We start from the raw sequence: 16,127 nt of genomic DNA, 5'->3' as shown, positions 1-16,127 counted from the left end.
CCCCGCGGCGCGCGGGTTACGGCTTCACAGGCTGTGCGTAGTGGAGATCCACTGTGCCGGAGTAGCCGGGAAGAGTCACCGCCTCGTGCTGGTCGACTTTCCAGCCCAGTCCGTAGGCGTTGACGTACTGCAGGTAGTTCTGGATGGCGGGGGAGGCGGTCAGCGCGTTGTTGAGCGCCTCGCGGTCGCCGACGGCGGTGACCTTGTACGGCGGGGAGTAGACCCGGCCCTGGAGGATCAGGGTGTTGCCGACGCAGCGCACCGCGCTGGTGGAGATCAGCCGCTGGTCCATGACCTTGATGCCCTTGGCGCCGCCCTGCCACAGGGCGTTCACCACGGCCTGCAGGTCCTGCTGGTGGATGACCAGGTCGTTGGGCTGCGGCTCGGGCACACCGGGGATCTTGGCGGTGGCGTTCGGCGGCGCGTCGGTGAGGGTCACGCTCACGCCCTGGCCGGACAGCGTCTTGGTGCCGGCGCTCGTCTCCAGCGCCTTGAGCTTGGCGTCCTCGGCCTTGGAGCTGCCGTTGTCGCGCTGGGCGAGGGCGTCGTTCTCCTCGCGCAGGGTGGCGTTGCGGTCGTCCTGGGCGCCGTTCTTGTGGCTGCGCTCCTGGATGAGGTCGGAGAGCCGCAGCATGGAGTCGTCAGAGCGTAGATTGGTGCCACGCGCAGTGTCGAAGCTCAGCCAGAACAGGAGCCCGGCGAGCGCGAAGACGATCAGCGTGAGAAGCCGGGCGGGCCGCAGGCGGAAGCGGGCGGGGCGGCCGGAGGAGTCAGCGGAATTGCTCAACGTACCCTTACTCCTTACGACGCCGCGGAAGCACTACGCTAACGGACGCCCGGGAAAGGAATCCGCTCCCCACCGCGTCCACCGGCCCGGCGCACACCTCGTACCTCCCCCGCGCGGATGGGTCAGCCGCTCGAGCGACGTCGAGAGTGGGGGAGCAGCACATCGACAGGAGAGTTCCTCGTGCCGAAGTCACGGATCCGCAAGAAGGACGATTTCACGCCGCCGCCGGCGAAGACCACCAACCTGAAGATGTCCTCAGGGCGTGGCTGGGTGGCGCCGCTGATGCTGGCGATGTTCCTGATCGGGCTCGTGTGGATCGTGCTGTTCTATGTGTCCGAGGGTGATCTGCCGATCGCCGCCATGGGCAACTGGAACATCGTCTGCGGCTTCGGCTTCATCGCGGTGGGCTTCGGCGTATCCACTCAGTGGAAGTAGCGCAAGCCCTGCCCAAGGCCATCCACACGGTTATCCACAGCCGGGGAAAACTTCAGAAGATCTGTGGATAACCCTCTGGAGGTTGACGCCGGTGTGATCGGCGGCACCCGCGCCCGGCCTTCGTCTCCCCTGCCCCCACTTGGGGAAACGCAGGTCAGGGCGGCCCGGAACACCAGTTCCGCACAGCATGCACAAGATCGGCCACGCACTGTGGACAACTTGACGCGACCGGCCCTTCAGCCCACCAGCTGAAGGGTCCGTACCCACACCACCGCACCGATCGCGAGCAGCGCCACCGCACACGTCGCGAGATGGACCGCGTTGCGGCGGTCGCGCGGCGCATGCACCATCCCGAACGCCACCGCGGCCCCCACCACCAGGCCGCCGACGTGCGCCTGCCAGGCGATGTGCGGCCACAGGAACGTGAAGGCCAGGTTGAGGCCGAGCAGGATCAGCACCGGCTTCATGTCGTAGTTCATCCGCCGCAGCAGCACCGCGGTCGCACCCAGCAGCCCGAAGATCGCGCCGGACGCGCCCAGCGAAGGCTGGTTCTGCGCGGCGAGGAAGTACGACAGGGCGCTGCCGCCCAGGCCGGCGAGCATGTAGAGCGCGATGAACCGCGCCCGGCCGAGCGCCGCCTCCAGGGGCGGCCCCAGCCACCACAGCGAGAGCATGTTGAACGCGAAGTGCGCGATCTGCTGATGCAGGAACATCGCGGTCAACAGGCGGTACCACTCGCCCTCGGCGACCCCGACCAGCTGGTAGTGGCTCGGGTCGAAGGCGAGCCCCAGCAGATCGAGTCGGTTGACCAGGTCGTCCCCGGTCGCCAGCACGGCGAGGAAGACGGCGGCGTTGATCCCCAGCAGGATCTTGGTGACCAGCCGGGGGTCGGCCGCGATCGTGCCGCCCGCGATCGTGCGCGGCGCCGTCGCCCGCGCCGTGTGGCCGGTCCCGCTGCCGCTGCGTACGCAGTCCGGGCACTGGAACCCGACCGACGCACTGACCATGCAGTCCGGGCAGATCGGCCGCTCACAGCGGGTGCAGCTGATGCCGGTCTGGCGATCCGGGTGGCGGTAGCAGCCCGGCAGGCCGTCGCCGCCCCGTGCGTCCTGCGGCTCCTGCGGGCTGCCTGGCACCTGGTCCATCGGTCCCCTCGTCCTCACTCTGCGTCCGGGCGCGTCCACACACCGGGAGGCGTCAAACACACCGCCCCGCCCGGAGTACGACCGGGCGGGGCGCAATGGTTCCCCCGGACCTGGCCGGGGCACAAGACACCGCTCAGCGGGTCTCGACGACCACGGACTCGATGACGACGTCGTTCACCGGACGGTCGGTGCGCGGGTTGGTCTGGGTGCCGGCGATCGCGTCGACGACCTTCTTGCCGGCGTCGGTGGTGACCTCACCGAAGATGGTGTGCTTGCCGGTCAGCCACGCGGTCGGCGAGACGGTGATGAAGAACTGCGAGCCGTTGGTGCCCGGACCGGCGTTGGCCATGGCCAGCAGGTAGGGCTTGTCGAAGGCCAGGTCGGGGTGGAACTCGTCCCCGAACTCGTAGCCGGGGCCGCCGGTGCCGTTGCCCAGCGGGTCGCCGCCCTGGATCATGAAACCGCTGATCACCCGGTGGAAGACGGTGCCGTCGTAGAGCCGGTCCGTGGACTTCTTGCCGGTCGCCGGGTGGGTCCACTCCCGCTCGCCGTTGGCGAGCTCGACGAAGTTCTTCACCGTCTTGGGTGCATGGTTCGGCAGAAGCCGAATCTCGATGTCGCCCTGGTTCGTCTTCAGGGTGGCGTAGAGCTGCTCAGCCACGATCAACCTTCCATAAGTCTTCGCTGACGGTTCACGATCCTCGCATGAACCGCCCCACCCGTCGCCCGAGCACCCCCGGTCCCCTCTGCCTTCGCACTGATTTCGGGCGTCCGTCACGACGAAACGCGGCGGTGTCCGAAACCGGGCCCGGAAGTGTCCGCGCATGACCCGGATGGCCGCTCTCGCATGCCGTACGGGCGGCGAGCGGGCATGATCTCCAAACGGGTGGACAGGCGACACAGCAGACATGGGGGACCAACCCCCCTAGCCCCCGGACACGCCACCGAGGAGGAGGATCCCGTGACCCGCAAGGACAGCGTGCGCGCCGCGACCAATTCGGCCAAGGACAGCGTGCGGCACGCCGCGGAGGTGGTGGCACCGTATGCCGGCACGGCCAAGGACACCGCCGTGCACTACGCGCATGAGGCCCGTACGCGTGTGGCCCCGAAGGTGGCCGAGGCCGCCCACCAGGCGCGCTCGCAGTACGACGCACATCTGCAGCCGCGTCTCGAACACGCCCGCGGCACACTGCCGCCCAGGGTGGACGCCGCGGCGACCCGGGCGGCCCGCCGTACCCGCAAGGCGGCCCGGCACGCGGCCGAGTACACCGGACCACGGCTGGAGCACGCCGTCACCAGCGCGCGGGCCGCGGCCGAGCCGGTCCGCGACGAGGCCATCGCCCGTGGCAGCGCAGCGCTCGCCGCGCTCCGCGGCCAGGTCACGGCCGCGGAGATCACCAAGCTCCAGAAGAAGCACAGCCGCCGCGCCAGGCGCGGCAAGATCGCCAAGCGTCTGACCGCACTGGGCGTCCTGGCCGGCGGGGCGATCGCCGCCTGGAAGTGGTGGGACAAGCAGGCCAACCCGGACTGGCTGGTCGAGCCGCCGGCGCCCACCGAGGTCGGCGACCGCGGCCGGCTGAGCGCGGTCGACGGCAGCGAGGGCGCCGCGCTCGACCCCGAGATCCAGGCCAACCAGGCCGAGGCGGAGGCCGAAGAGCGCCGCAACGGCGGCCCCGCCTGACAGCGCCGACGGCTGGAATTCACCGGGCCGTGCCCCGATCCCGTACCAGGGTGGTGGGCGCGGCCCGTGCGCGTACGGCCGGGGACCGGTCTGCCACGGCAGGCACAACGGCCCGTCAGCAGCTCACGCCGGAATGGAAAAAGCCCCTCTGACCAGCGATGACGCCGATCGGAAGGGCTTGGGGAGTGGAGCCTAGGGGAGTCGAACCCCTGACATCTGCCATGCAAAGACAGCGCTCTACCAACTGAGCTAAGGCCCCTTCGCGGAACAGGGTACCCGGTGTCCGGCCGCTTTCCCGACCGGGTATCGCCGCACACCGTTGCTCTCCGTAGGATGCTTCGCGAGATTCGCGGCAGCGAAGCGACCGGGGAGACAGGGGAGACGGCATGGACGCAGCACAGCAGGAAGCCACCGCGCGGGCCCGGGAGCTGCAGCGCAATTGGTACGGGGAGCCTCTGGGTGCGCTGTTCCGCCGTCTCATCGACGATCTCGGTCTCAACCAGGCCCGGCTGGCCTCCGTGCTGGGGCTGTCCGCACCGATGCTCTCCCAGCTGATGAGCGGGCAGCGCGCGAAGATAGGCAACCCGGCCGTGGTGCAGCGGGTCCAGGCACTGCAGGAACTGGCCGGTCAGGTCGCGGACGGCAGCGTCAGCGCCGGCGAGGCCACCGACCGCATGGAGGAGATCAAGAAGACGGCGGGCGGCTCGGTGCTGAACAACACCGCCCAGCAGACGTCGTCGACGGGTGCGACCACGGTGCGGCGCGTGGTGCGGGAGATCCAGTCGCTGCTGCGTTCGGTCTCCGACGCCGGCGACATCATCGATGCGGCGAACACCCTCGCCTCCACTCACCCCGAACTGGCAGAGTTCCTCCGGGTCTACGGCGCCGGCCGTACCGCGGACGCGGTGGCGCACTACGAGGCGCATCAGAGCTAGGCCCGCAGCCACAGGGGACGTTGCGAGTTCAGAAGCGGACGGGGCGCAATGGGTGAGATCTTCGCCGGCCGGTACGAGCTGATCGATCCGGTAGGGCGGGGCGGGGTGGGCGCGGTCTGGCGCGCCTGGGACCACCGGCGCCGCCGCTACGTTGCGGCCAAGGTGCTGCAGCAGAGCGATGCGCACACCCTGCTGCGGTTCGTCCGCGAACAGGCGCTGCGGATCGACCATCCGCATGTGCTGGCCCCGGCGAGCTGGGCTGCGGACGACGACAAGGTGCTGTTCACCATGGACCTGGTGAACGGCGGCTCGCTGGCGCACCTGATCGGCGACTACGGGCCGCTGCCGCCGCGCTACGTGTGCACGCTCCTGGACCAGTTGCTGGCCGGGCTCGCCGCGGTGCACGCGGAGGGTGTGGTGCACCGCGACATCAAGCCGGCGAACATCCTGCTGGAGGCCACCGGAACCGGCCGGCCGCATCTGCGGCTGTCGGACTTCGGCATCGCGATGCGCAAGGGCGAGCCGCGGCTCACCGAGACCAACTACGTGGTGGGGACGCCGGGTTACCTCGCGCCGGAGCAGATGCTGGGTGCCGAACCGGACTTCCCCGCGGACCTGTTCGCGGCCGGGCTGGTCGCGCTGTATCTGCTCACCGGCACCAAGCCGGACGGCGAGTCGCTGATCGGGCACTTCGCGCAGGGCATTCCGAACGCCCCCGACGACGTGCCGGAGCCGCTGTGGCACGTACTGGCGTCCTTGGTGCACCCGAACCCGGACTCCCGGTTCAAGACGGCCACAGGGGCGCGCAAGGCCCTTCTGTCGGCCGTCGAGATGCTGCCGGACACGACGATCGAGGAAGAGGCCGTCGAGGTCTTCGACCACATAGGACCGCTGCCGGCCGGGTTCGGGCCGGACGGACCGCCGACGGCCGGTAACGCCGCCGGGGCCCCGACCTCCGGCGCCGCGGTGGGCACCGGCGCCACCGGGCGCGTCTCCATGTCGGACACCGGCAGCTTCCAGCTCGCCCCGCCGGAGCCCAGCACCCCGCCCACGCCCACCCCGACTCCCGCGCCGACTCCCGCGCCGGTGCCGGTGCAGACGCCTCCCCCTCCCCCGCCCCCGCCGCCCGCCTACGAGCCGACGGCCGCCGTCCACCCGGACAACCCCGCGACCCGCCCCTACACGGCCGGGCCCCACCCGGTGCCCGGCCAGGTCGGCGCGGCCGTCGCCGCCCCGGCCGCGGCGCCGCCCGCCCCGTACAAGAAGCCGGGACCGCCCCCGAAGGTCGCGATCCCGGTGCTGATCGTGGCGTTGCTGTGCATCGCGGTCGGCGTCTGGGCGCTGATCGCCGCCTGACGCGCCGCTGCGGGCCGGTGTCGCACCGGCCCGCAGCCGCCCGCTACCAGCCCTGCGGCGGGCCGAACTGCTGGTGCTGTCCTGCCTGTTGGGTGGTCTGGGTCGCCGAGTGGGTTGGGTTCGGCTGCTGCGGTAGCGCGGGATGGGCGCCCGGCCCGCCGGCCGCGGCCGCCGACCGCCGGGCCAGCAGCGTCCACGCCCCCAGCCCCAGCAGCAGCACCACACCCGTGCCGATCCCGGTGTAGGCCACCGTCATCAGCGTGCCGCTCTTCGCCGCGTCCTGGGCGGTCTGGCCCTTGCGCGCCGTCTCCTGATCCTCGGGCGTCACCGAGAAGACGCTGGTCGGCTCGGCGTAGCGGGGCCCGGCCTTGGCGGCGCCAAGGACCTCCACCCGGAGGGTGAGCTCGGTGCCCTTGGCGAAGTACTGCACGGCATCGGGGTGCAGGCTGACTTCGAGGTAGTACCAGCCCGGGAACCGCATCGCGCTGACCTCACTGGTCGCGCGGAAGCGGTTGCCGTAGTCGACGGGCGCGGTGAACTCCCTGGCACCGGCCGGCTTCCCCGTGTACGAGGCGAAGCGGGCATTGCCGACCGCACCGCGCGCCGGGTTGTGGACGGCCAGCCTGAGCGCCCTGGTGAGGAAGCTGGAGGAGGCGCCGGAGGACGCGTTCGGCAGCTCCGCGCTCAGGTTGAGCCGCTGTCCCCAGTCCAGCGGTACGCGGTAGAAGCGGGTCTCGCCCGGCCTGAGCCGGTCCTTCCAGACACCGGTGGCGACCGAGCCGGCGTCGTTGAAGCCGGTGCCTCCCTTGGCGCTGCGCTTCGTGTGGTCGGTGCGCGGTGCCGGTGTGGCCGTGCTCCAGGAACCCTCGCCCGGCTGGGCGGGGGTGTTGCCCTTGAGCGGGGGCTCTTCGAGGTAGTTCAGTTCGAGGGGCCAGGTGTCGGGACCGGAGGTCGCCGATCCCTTGCGCGTGATCACCAGGTAGTACGGGCCCGCCTTCTGGCAGCTCGTCCGGTCGGCGCCGATGCGGCGGGTGGCGTAGTCGGCGAGCGGGTAGGCCATGTCGCCGCCGTTGAAGGCCGGGGTGGCCTCGTTGTCGCAGGTCGCGCCGGTGCTGTCCTGGACGTTGATGGTGAGCTTGTCCCCGAAGTCCTCGACCTTGGTGCCGGGCCGGGGCGCGGCGACCGCCGAGAAGTACGCGCTGTGCTCGGCGTCCAGCGTGACGGCGTAGTACTTCTGCTCACCGCGCTTGATGGCATCGGTGTGCAGTCCGGGCTTGAGCAGCGGCGCATCCCCGGTGCTGGCACTGCCCTTGATGGACGTGGCACCGTCCGCCATCCGGTAGCCGGGGACGTCGTCGGCCGAGGCCACCCCCACCGTCCCCGGCAGCGTCGTCACCGCGGCGAGCGCCGCCAGCACGGCGACCGCCCTGTTCCGGTGTTTCACGTGAAACACCGCCCGAGTCGTCATGCGCCCCGTCACCACGAGCCACCCCTCATCGGATCCGAATTCCCGTCTGCGGCCGCCGGCTTCCTGCGGGCGCGTACGTAGGCCAGCGCGAGACCGGCCAGCAGCAGCACGCCCACTCCGCCGACGGCGAGAGCCACCACACGTCCGGTGGACCATCCTCCACCGCTGCCCTGCGCGCCGTCCGCCGCGTGCCCGGATTCGCCCGGGGAGGCACCGCCCGCGACCGTCGCCGCCCCGGCCTCGGGACCGGACTTCTCCTTGCCCAGCACGGCGATCCGCAGCACCACACCGATCCGCGGATTCTCCGCGATCTGGGAGGCCCTGGCGCCCAGCGTCACCGCGAGATAGAAGTCGCCCTTGTGGTGCACGGGGATGACATTGGGGTTCGGCTCATAGCGGTTGGTCCAGGCGACCGGGACCGTTCCCATGCTGAGCCCCGCCAGCCGCCCGGTGTAGGACACATGCGGGCTGAACTGACCGGTACCGCTGCCGACCGGCGCACGGAACGGCGTATAGACCTGGGTGCCGCCGTAGGAGAGGTGGGTGCTGTACCCCTTGACCGTCGGCTCGTTGGCGAACTCCACGTCATAGCGGAGCTGCTGGCCCCAGCCGACCGGCACCTTGTACCACAGTGTCTGCGCCGGAAGGATCTTGTCCCGCCAGACGCCCGGACGCAGCGGACGGGCGTCGTTGAAGCCGGTGCCGCCGGTGACGTCCTGGGGGACGCCGGTCGGAAGGGTGGCGTCCTTGCCGCCCGCCCCGTACTCCGGCTCCGACTGGGCGGGAGTGACGCCCTTCTTCAGCGGATGTTCCACGTGAAACGTCAGCTCCATCGGCCAGCGGGCGGCGTCCGAGCCCTTGGTGGCCTTGCGCTCGACGACCAGCCAGTACCGGCCTGCCTTGTCACAGGTGCTGGTGCCGCTCTCCGCGGGGACCCGGCTGACACCCGAGGTCAGCGGAGTAGCGCCCTCCGTCTGACCGAACATCTCACTGGTGGAGTCGCAGGTGCTGTCGGTGCCGTAGACGATCTTGGTGCGCAGGGTGTCGAGGGAGTCGACGGCGGCACCGGGCTGCGGCACCACGGTCGCCGAGAAGTCGGCCGTCGAGGCGGCGTCCAGGTCGGTCGCGTAGTAGCGCTCTTCGTTGGGCCCGATGGAGTCCAGATACTGCCCGGGAACGATGCGGGGTGCGCCGCCGCCGGTCGCCGTGCCGCGGACCGGCTTGCCCTTGAACCGGTATCCGTCCGCGGAGAGTTGGCCGGCGCGCTGGAGCTGGCGGGCGAGTGACCTGGCGTCAGGGGCGTCGTAATACTGGCCGTTGCCCGCCTTGGCGATGCACTCCAGCTGGGCACGGGCCTTGCCGGCGACCTGGAAGCCGATCGCGTCGATGTGCAGATCCACGCCGGATGCGGCGAGTTGGGCGGCGACCTTGCACGGCTGCGGGGTCCGGCAGGTGTCCTCGCCGTCGGAGATCAGCAGGATCGTGCGCTTGCCGATCGCCCCTGCGGCCGGCCTGGGAAGGTCGTCGGCCGCCTTGCGCAGGGAGAGCCCGATCGGGGTGTCGCCTCTGGGCGTGAGGCCCGCGGCGGCCCGCTTGAGGCCCGCACGGTCGAGGGCCGCGACCGGCTGGGCGAGCCGGGTGTCGTCGCAACCCTTGGCCTTGTCGGCACCGTAGACCCGCAGGCCGGTCGGGTAGCCGTCGGGAAGAGCGTCGACGACCGTACCGACGGCCTTGCGGGCAGCGGCGATCCGGGTGCCGCCGGAGCCGTCCTTCCCGGCCATCGAGCCCGAGGAGTCCAGCACCATCACCATGCCGGTGCCCTCCGCGGGCGGTGCCTTGGCGGGTGTGGCCGCGATGGCCTGAAATGGCGCGGCGGTGAGGGCCAACAACAGCCCGCCGAGCAACGCCACCGCCCCCCTGCGTGGTCGGAGTGCCATGCCTTGATCCCCCTTGTGCCCTGCTGGTCACATCACGGACAGCGACTTTGCTTATGCAAGCTAATGGTGTGCTATAGCAAACTCAAGAGGATCACCGTCACGGTACTGCAACGACAATCAGCCACCCGGCCCCGCCACCACACGCCGCCCCACCCGCCCCCGGACGCACGAAACCCCGATCGCCCGGAGGCAATCGGGGTTCGTACGAACCTGCTGTGCGTTTATGGGTCTCAGACACCCGAACCTGCGGGCACGGAGTCGGTCGCCTCCGTCCACAGATCCTGCTCGGCGCGATCCGCCTGGATCTGGCGGTACACGAGGAGCCCGCCGATGGCGGCCAGTGCGACCAGGAGAAGCTTCTTCACCGCGCGACCTCGTCTTTCGTTGACGTAGGGGACCTATGTCGGCCGATGATACACACCGGCCGATACCGATCGGTTACCTAGCCCGCGGTCGGCAACGCCTCGTCCGAGGCCCCGCACCACGAGCCAACTACCGCCTCCGTACAACGAATCGGCCCGGCCGGGGAGTTCCCCGGCCGGGCCGATTGTGCAGTGCGGCTACCAGGACTTGAACCTGGGGCCTCTTCCTTATCAGGGAAGCGCTCTAACCGTCTGAGCTATAGCCGCGCGTTCGCTGCACCGAAAGATTAGCGCACTTCAGAGGCGTTCCCAAAATCGGTTCCCGAAGGCCCCCGGACGCCCCGCCACCAGGGGCTCACTCGTCCTCGGCGAGAGTGAGCTCCACCCCGCCGACGAAGCCCGCCGACAGGTTGTAGATGAAGGCGCCGAGCGTGGCCAGCGCGGTCGCCAGCACCACGTCGATCACCGCGATGATCGACGTGAACAGCAGCACCCTCGGCAGCGAGAGAAACCCCTGCAGGTCGAAGCCGCTGCCGTCACCGGAGCCGGTCGCCTCGCTGATCGCCCCGCCGACCGTGGAGAAGACGCCCATCGCGTCCATGACCATCCACAGCACCGCGACGGCCACGACCGTGCAGATGCCCAGCGCGATGGAGAGCAGAAAGCTGACCTTCATCACCGACCAGGGATCGGCGCGCGCCACCCGCAGCCGGGCCTTGCGCGTCCGCGGGGCCGTGGTGGCGCCTGTACGCGGCCGGCGCACCGTCTGGCCGCCGCCCTGCCCACCGCCGGTGGAGTACGCCTGAGGCGGCTGATACGGCTGCTGTGGGGCTCCCTGGGGGCCCTGGCCCGGTTCCTGGGGCCGGGACTGCGGCTGCGGCTGCGGCTGACGGGTATCGGTCACGGTTTCCCCTCGGTGCGAGCCCTCGTCCCGGGGGCCGTTGTCAGAAATGGCAGAGCCACGGGCGCTGTCCTCCGTCCCGGTCGGGGGTCCGGACGACGAGCCTTTGCCGGCTCCTCGTCCTCCCCCGTCCGCAGCGCCCGTGGCTCCACTCACGACCTACTCCTTGTGCTACTCCGCCGCGGGCTCGGTCGCCTCTGCCGCCGCGGTCTCCTCGGGCTCGTCGTCCCCGTCGACCTCTTCGGCTTCCCGGCCGGCCTCGGCGTTCCGTGCGATGCCGACGACGGCATCGCGCTTGCCCAGGTTGATCAGTTGGACGCCCATGGTGTCACGGCCGGTCTCCCGGACCTCGTTGACCCGTGTCCGGATCACGCCACCACCCAGGGTGATGGCGAGGATCTCGTCGGCCTCCTCGACGACCAGCGCGCCGACCAGCGAACCCCGGTCCTCGACGATCTTGGCGGCCTTGATTCCCAGACCGCCGCGGCCCTGGACGCGGTACTCGTCGACCGCGGTGCGCTTGGCGTACCCGCCGTCCGTGGCGGTGAAGACGTACGTACCGGCGCGGACCACGTTCATCGAGAGCAGCTCATCGCCCTCGCGGAAGCTCATGCCCTTCACACCGGAGGTGGCCCGGCCCATCGGGCGCAGCGCCTCGTCCGTCGCCGTGAAGCGGATCGACTGGGCCTTCTTGCTGATCAGCAGCAGATCGTCGGTGTCCGACACCAGCTCGGCGCCGATCAGCTCGTCGTCCGTGCCGTCCTCCTGCTCGCGCAGGTTGATCGCGATCACACCGCCGGAGCGCGGCGAGTCGTAGTCCTTGAGCGGGGTCTTCTTCACCAGGCCGGCCTTGGTGGCGAGCACCAGATACGGCATGGCCTCGTAGTCGCGGATCGCCAGGATCTGCGCGATCTGCTCGTCCGGCTGGAAGGCGAGGAGGTTGGCGACGTGCTGGCCGCGGGCGTCGCGCCCCGCGTCGGGGAGCTCGTAGGCCTTGGCGCGGTAGACCCGGCCCTTGTTCGTGAAGAACAGCAGCCAGTGGTGGGTGGTGGAGACGAAGAAGTGGTCGACGATGTCGTCTTCCTTGAGCTTCGTGCCCCGTACGCCCTTGCCGCCGCGCTTCTGCGAGCGGTAGTCGTCGGTCTTCGTGCGCTTCACATAGCCGCCACGGGTGATCGTGACGACGATGTCCTCCTCGGCGATCAGGTCCTCGATGGACATGTCGCCTTCGAAGGGCACCAGCTTGGAGCGTCGGTCGTCGCCGAACTTCTCGACGATCGCGGCGAGTTCCTCGCTGATGATCTGGCGCTGGCGCTCCGGCGAGGCCAGGATCGCGTTGTACTCGTTGATCTTGCGCTGCAGCTCGTCGTGCTCGGCGGTGATCTTCTGGCGCTCCAGGGCGGCCAGCCGGCGCAGCTGCATCTCCAGGATCGCGTTCGCCTGGATCTCGTCGATCTCCAGCAGGCCCATCAGGCCCTCGCGGGCCACGTCGACCGTGTCACTGCGCCGGATCAGCGCGATGACCTCGTCGATCGCGTCCAGCGCCTTGAGCAGGCCGCGCAGGATGTGCGCCCGCTCCTCGGCCTTGCGCAGCCGGAACTTCGTACGGCGGACGATGACCTCGATCTGGTGCGTCACCCAGTTGCGGATGAACGCGTCCAGGGAGAGCGTGCGCGGCACGCCGTCCACCAGGGCGAGCATGTTCGCACCGAAGTTGGTCTGCAGATCGGTGTGCTTGTAGAGGTTGTTGAGGACGACCTTGGCGACCGCGTCCCGCTTGAGGACGATGACCAGGCGCTGGCCCGTCCGCGAGGAGGTCTCGTCGCGGACGTCCGCGATGCCGCCGATCTTGCCGTCCTTGACCAGGTCGGCGATCTTCTGCGCGAGGTTGTCCGGGTTGACCTGGTAGGGCAGCTCGGTGACCACCAGGCACTGGCGGTTCTGGATCTCCTCGACCTCGACCACCGCGCGCATCGTGATCGAGCCGCGGCCGGTGCGGTAGGCCTCCTCGATGCCCTTGCGGCCCACCACCAGGGCGCCGGTGGGGAAGTCCGGGCCCTTGACCCGCTCGATCAGCGCGTCCAGCAGCTCCTCGTGGGAGGCCTCCGGGTGCTCCAGCGCCCACTGGGCACCGGCCGCGACCTCGCGCAGGTTGTGCGGCGGGATGTTCGTGGCCATACCGACCGCGATACCGGCCGAGCCGTTGATCAGCAGGTTGGGGAAGCGGGACGGCAGGACCGTCGGCTCCTGGTTGCGGCCGTCGTAGTTGTCCTGGAAGTCGACGGTCTCCTCGTCGATGTCCCGGAGCATCTCCATCGACAGCGGCGCCATCTTGCACTCGGTGTACCGCATCGCCGCGGCCGGGTCGTTGCCCGGAGAGCCGAAGTTGCCGTTGGAGTCCACCAGCGGCATCCGCATCGACCACGGCTGCGCCAGACGCACCAGCGCGTCGTAGATGGAGGTGTCGCCGTGCGGGTGGTACGTACCCATGACGTCGCCGACGACGCGGGCGCACTTGTAGAAGCCCTTCTCGGGGCGGTAGCCGCCGTCGTACATCGCGTACAGCACCCGGCGGTGCACGGGCTTGAGGCCGTCCCGTACGTCCGGCAGCGCACGCGAGACGATGACGGACATCGCGTAGTCGAGGTAGGAGCGCTGCATCTCCGTCTCGAGCCCGACGGGCTCGACGCGCATCCCGACGCCTTCGATGGCGGCGGGCGCGCCCTCGGCGGTCACGCCGTCCGGGGTCACAGGGGAGTTCTCGTCGGCCATGGTGGTTCAAAGTCCTTTCGAGCTGCGGCTGTTGTTCGGGCCGACAGGGCTCAGATGTCGAGGAAGCGGACGTCCTTGGCGTTGCGCTGGATGAACGAGCGGCGTGCCTCGACGTCCTCGCCCATGAGCACCGAGAACAGGTCGTCGGCGCGGGCCGCGTCGTCCAGCGAGACCTGGCCGAGGACACGGTGGTCGATGTCCATGGTCGTCACCCGCAGCTCCTCGGCGTTCATCTCGCCGAGACCCTTGAACCGCTGGATCGAGTCCTCGCGGATCCGCTTTCCGTTCTGCTTGCCGAGCTCGACCAGCGCGTCCCGCTCCGCGTCGGAGTAGGCGTACTCGAAGTCGTCCCTGCCCCACTTGATCTTGTACAGCGGGGGGCGGGAGAGGTAGACGTGGCCGGCCTCGACCAGCGGGCGCATGAAGCGGAACAGGAACGTCAGCAGCAGGGTGTTGATGTGCTGACCGTCGACGTCGGCGTCCGCCATCAGGATGATCTTGTGATAGCGGAGCTTCTCGATGTCGAAGTCCTCGTGCACGCCCGTGCCGAACGCCGAGATCAGCGCCTGGACCTCGTTGTTCTGCAGGATCTTGTCGACCCGTGCCTTCTCGACGTTGAGGATCTTGCCGCGGATCGGCAGGATCGCCTGGTACTCCGGGTTCCGGCCGGACTTGGCCGAGCCGCCGGCGGAGTCACCCTCGACGATGAAGATCTCGCACTTGGTCGGGTCGTTGGACTGGCAGTCGCTCAGCTTGCCCGGCAGCGACGCCGTCTCCAGCAGGCCCTTGCGGCGGGTCAGATCGCGCGCCTTACGGGCGGCCACCCGGGCGGTCGCCGCCTGGATGCCCTTGCGGATGATGTCCGCGGCCTCGTTGGGGTTGCGGTCCAGCCAGTCGTTGAGGTGCTCATGAACCACCTTCTGTACGAAGGTCTTGACCTCGGTGTTGCCCAGCTTGGTCTTGGTCTGGCCCTCGAACTGCGGCTCGGAGAGCTTGACCGAGATGATCGCCGTCAGACCCTCGCGGATGTCCTCGCCCGTGAGGTTGTCGTCCTTCTCGCGCAGCAGCTTCTTGTCGCGCGCGTAGCGGTTGATCAGACCGGTCAGCGCGGCGCGGAAGCCCTCCTCGTGGGTACCGCCCTCATGGGTGTGGATGATGTTGGCGAAGCTGTAGACACCCTCGCTGTACTGGGTGTTCCACTGCATCGCGAGGTCGACGGAGAGATTCCGCTCCTTGTCCTCGGCCTCCACGGAGACCACCGTCGGATGCACCAGCTCGCCCTTGCGCGAGTTGAGGTACTTCACGAAGTCGACGATGCCGCCCTCGTAGTGGTACCGCACGGAGAGCGGCTTGCCGTCCTCGTCCACGTGGTCCGGGCGCTCGTCCTTGAGCGAGATGGTCAGCCCCTTGTTGAGGAACGCCATCTCCTGGAAGCGCCGGGACAGCGTCTCGAAGCTGTACGTGGTGGTCTCGAAGATCTCGCCGTCGGCCCAGAACGTCACCGACGTGCCGGACTCCTCGGTGGCCTCGTGCTGGGCCAGCGGGGCGGTCGGGACGCCCTGCTTGTACTCCTGGGTCCAGCGGTAGCCGTCCGTGCGGATCTCGACCGCGACCCGCTGCGAGAGGGCGTTGACAACGGAGACGCCCACACCGTGCAGACCACCGGAGACCGCGTAGCCGCCGCCGCCGAACTTGCCGCCGGCGTGCAGCACCGTCAGCACGACCTCGACCGCCGGCTTGTTCTCGGACGGCACGATGCCGACGGGGATACCTCGGCCGTTGTCGACGACCCGGACACCGCCGTCCTGCAGGATCGTCACGTCAATGGTGTCCGCGTGCCCGGCCAGCGCCTCGTCGACGGAGTTGTCGACGACCTCTTGCACGAGGTGGTGCAGACCGCGCTCACCGGTGGAGCCGATGTACATGCCGGGACGCTTGCGAACCGCGTCCAGGCCTTCGAGGACGGTGATCGCGCTGGCGTCGTACGACTTCTCCACCGAGGAGTCGCCCATGGCGCCGGCAGAAACCCCCTCTTCAGTAGAAGCCGTGTTGTTCTCGTTGAGGTCGCCGGAGTCGGCCACGAAGCGCCCTTTCTGGCACAGCACAAGCCCTTCCGCGCCTGTGCGGGTCACCCCAGGAGGACAGGCGGGAGCGGCTGCGTCGTTCGACATGTTCCGCGAGTGGGCGGGATTGCTACCAGTGTACCGGTGGCGCCGACACTCATGGGGGTTTGCAGGCACCTGAGTCGTCATGTGCCGCCCTGAATCGCCGTCCGCCGACTCCCCATATTCGAGACGGGGCCTCAGGACGCTCACACGGGCACTCAGCGCTTCCGGCTGTCAACCGCC

At 69.5% G+C, this 16,127-nt stretch carries 13 protein-coding genes and 2 tRNA genes; 4 read left to right on the top strand and 11 right to left on the bottom strand.

The window, feature by feature from the left end; genetic code table 11:
- Positions 1 to 16 precede the first annotated feature (16 nt).
- On the bottom strand, positions 17 to 787 hold the full coding sequence (locus ACWD6P_RS03715; protein WP_451442358.1) for a DUF881 domain-containing protein: 771 nt from the start codon (positions 785 to 787) through the stop codon (positions 17 to 19).
- Positions 788 to 967: 180 nt separating this feature from the next.
- Between ACWD6P_RS03715 and crgA the strand changes: the two genes are divergently transcribed.
- Positions 968 to 1,222, top strand: a complete 255-nt coding sequence (gene crgA / locus ACWD6P_RS03710) for a cell division protein CrgA (RefSeq protein ID WP_093640897.1) — start codon at positions 968 to 970, stop codon at positions 1,220 to 1,222.
- Positions 1,223 to 1,458: 236 nt separating this feature from the next.
- Here the strand turns inward: crgA and ACWD6P_RS03705 are convergent, their stop codons facing one another.
- Positions 1,459 to 2,367, bottom strand: coding sequence for a rhomboid family intramembrane serine protease (locus ACWD6P_RS03705; protein ID WP_451442357.1), 909 nt, complete (start codon positions 2,365 to 2,367; stop codon positions 1,459 to 1,461).
- Positions 2,368 to 2,500: 133 nt separating this feature from the next.
- The gene (locus ACWD6P_RS03700; RefSeq protein WP_451442356.1) at positions 2,501 to 3,028 is read right to left on the bottom strand and encodes a peptidylprolyl isomerase; all 528 of its coding nucleotides are present in this window, start codon (positions 3,026 to 3,028) and stop codon (positions 2,501 to 2,503) included.
- Between the two features lie 300 nt (positions 3,029 to 3,328).
- Between ACWD6P_RS03700 and ACWD6P_RS03695 the strand changes: the two genes are divergently transcribed.
- Positions 3,329 to 4,048: a DUF5324 family protein gene (locus ACWD6P_RS03695; RefSeq protein ID WP_451442355.1), complete on the top strand. Its 720-nt coding sequence runs from the start codon at positions 3,329 to 3,331 to the stop codon at positions 4,046 to 4,048.
- Positions 4,049 to 4,234: 186 nt separating this feature from the next.
- Here ACWD6P_RS03695 and ACWD6P_RS03690 read toward each other — a convergent pair.
- Positions 4,235 to 4,307, bottom strand: a tRNA-Ala gene (locus ACWD6P_RS03690).
- Between the two features lie 127 nt (positions 4,308 to 4,434).
- Between ACWD6P_RS03690 and ACWD6P_RS03685 the strand changes: the two genes are divergently transcribed.
- Positions 4,435 to 4,983, top strand: a complete 549-nt coding sequence (locus ACWD6P_RS03685) for a helix-turn-helix domain-containing protein (protein ID WP_451442354.1) — start codon at positions 4,435 to 4,437, stop codon at positions 4,981 to 4,983.
- Between the two features lie 48 nt (positions 4,984 to 5,031).
- Complete coding sequence (locus ACWD6P_RS03680) at positions 5,032 to 6,339, top strand: serine/threonine-protein kinase (RefSeq protein ID WP_451442353.1); 1,308 nt, start codon at positions 5,032 to 5,034, stop codon at positions 6,337 to 6,339.
- A gap of 43 nt (positions 6,340 to 6,382) precedes the next feature.
- On the opposite strand, the gene ACWD6P_RS03675 is transcribed toward ACWD6P_RS03680, so the two are convergent.
- From ACWD6P_RS03675 to gyrB, 7 genes are all read right to left on the bottom strand, one after another.
- Positions 6,383 to 7,783 carry a hypothetical protein gene (locus ACWD6P_RS03675; protein WP_451442352.1) on the bottom strand — a complete coding sequence of 467 codons (1,401 nt, stop codon included), beginning with the start codon at positions 7,781 to 7,783 and terminating at the stop codon, positions 6,383 to 6,385.
- A 32-nt stretch (positions 7,784 to 7,815) separates the two neighbouring features.
- Complete coding sequence (locus tag ACWD6P_RS03670) at positions 7,816 to 9,744, bottom strand: vWA domain-containing protein (protein WP_451442351.1); 1,929 nt, start codon at positions 9,742 to 9,744, stop codon at positions 7,816 to 7,818.
- A gap of 230 nt (positions 9,745 to 9,974) precedes the next feature.
- Positions 9,975 to 10,109 carry a DLW-39 family protein gene (locus tag ACWD6P_RS03665; protein ID WP_003958712.1) on the bottom strand — a complete coding sequence of 45 codons (135 nt, stop codon included), beginning with the start codon at positions 10,107 to 10,109 and terminating at the stop codon, positions 9,975 to 9,977.
- A gap of 190 nt (positions 10,110 to 10,299) precedes the next feature.
- Positions 10,300 to 10,373 (bottom strand) — tRNA-Ile (locus ACWD6P_RS03660).
- Between the two features lie 88 nt (positions 10,374 to 10,461).
- A complete protein-coding gene (locus tag ACWD6P_RS03655; protein WP_451442350.1) occupies positions 10,462 to 11,163 on the bottom strand; it encodes a DUF3566 domain-containing protein in 702 nt (233 codons plus the stop codon).
- A 15-nt stretch (positions 11,164 to 11,178) separates the two neighbouring features.
- Complete coding sequence (gene gyrA / locus ACWD6P_RS03650; protein WP_451442349.1) at positions 11,179 to 13,779, bottom strand: DNA gyrase subunit A; 2,601 nt, start codon at positions 13,777 to 13,779, stop codon at positions 11,179 to 11,181.
- A gap of 50 nt (positions 13,780 to 13,829) precedes the next feature.
- Positions 13,830 to 15,884 carry a DNA topoisomerase (ATP-hydrolyzing) subunit B gene (gene gyrB / locus ACWD6P_RS03645; RefSeq protein ID WP_451442431.1) on the bottom strand — a complete coding sequence of 685 codons (2,055 nt, stop codon included), beginning with the start codon at positions 15,882 to 15,884 and terminating at the stop codon, positions 13,830 to 13,832.
- Positions 15,885 to 16,127 lie beyond the last annotated feature (243 nt).

It is taken from the genome of Streptomyces sp. NPDC002446, assembly GCF_053595675.1.
Note: the sequence above shows the minus strand (reverse complement) of the source record. Positions and strands in the feature narration are given on the sequence as shown.

Coding starts and splice junctions, on each gene's coding strand:
- ACWD6P_RS03705 (WP_451442357.1), bottom strand. CDS start 2,367: ATGGACCAGGTGCCAGGCAGCCCGCAGGAGCCGCAGGACGCACGGGGC.
- ACWD6P_RS03685 (WP_451442354.1), top strand. CDS start 4,435: ATGGACGCAGCACAGCAGGAAGCCACCGCGCGGGCCCGGGAGCTGCAG.
- ACWD6P_RS03670 (WP_451442351.1), bottom strand. CDS start 9,744: ATGGCACTCCGACCACGCAGGGGGGCGGTGGCGTTGCTCGGCGGGCTG.
- gyrA (WP_451442349.1), bottom strand. CDS start 13,779: ATGGCCGACGAGAACTCCCCTGTGACCCCGGACGGCGTGACCGCCGAG.
- ACWD6P_RS03680 (WP_451442353.1), top strand. CDS start 5,032: ATGGGTGAGATCTTCGCCGGCCGGTACGAGCTGATCGATCCGGTAGGG.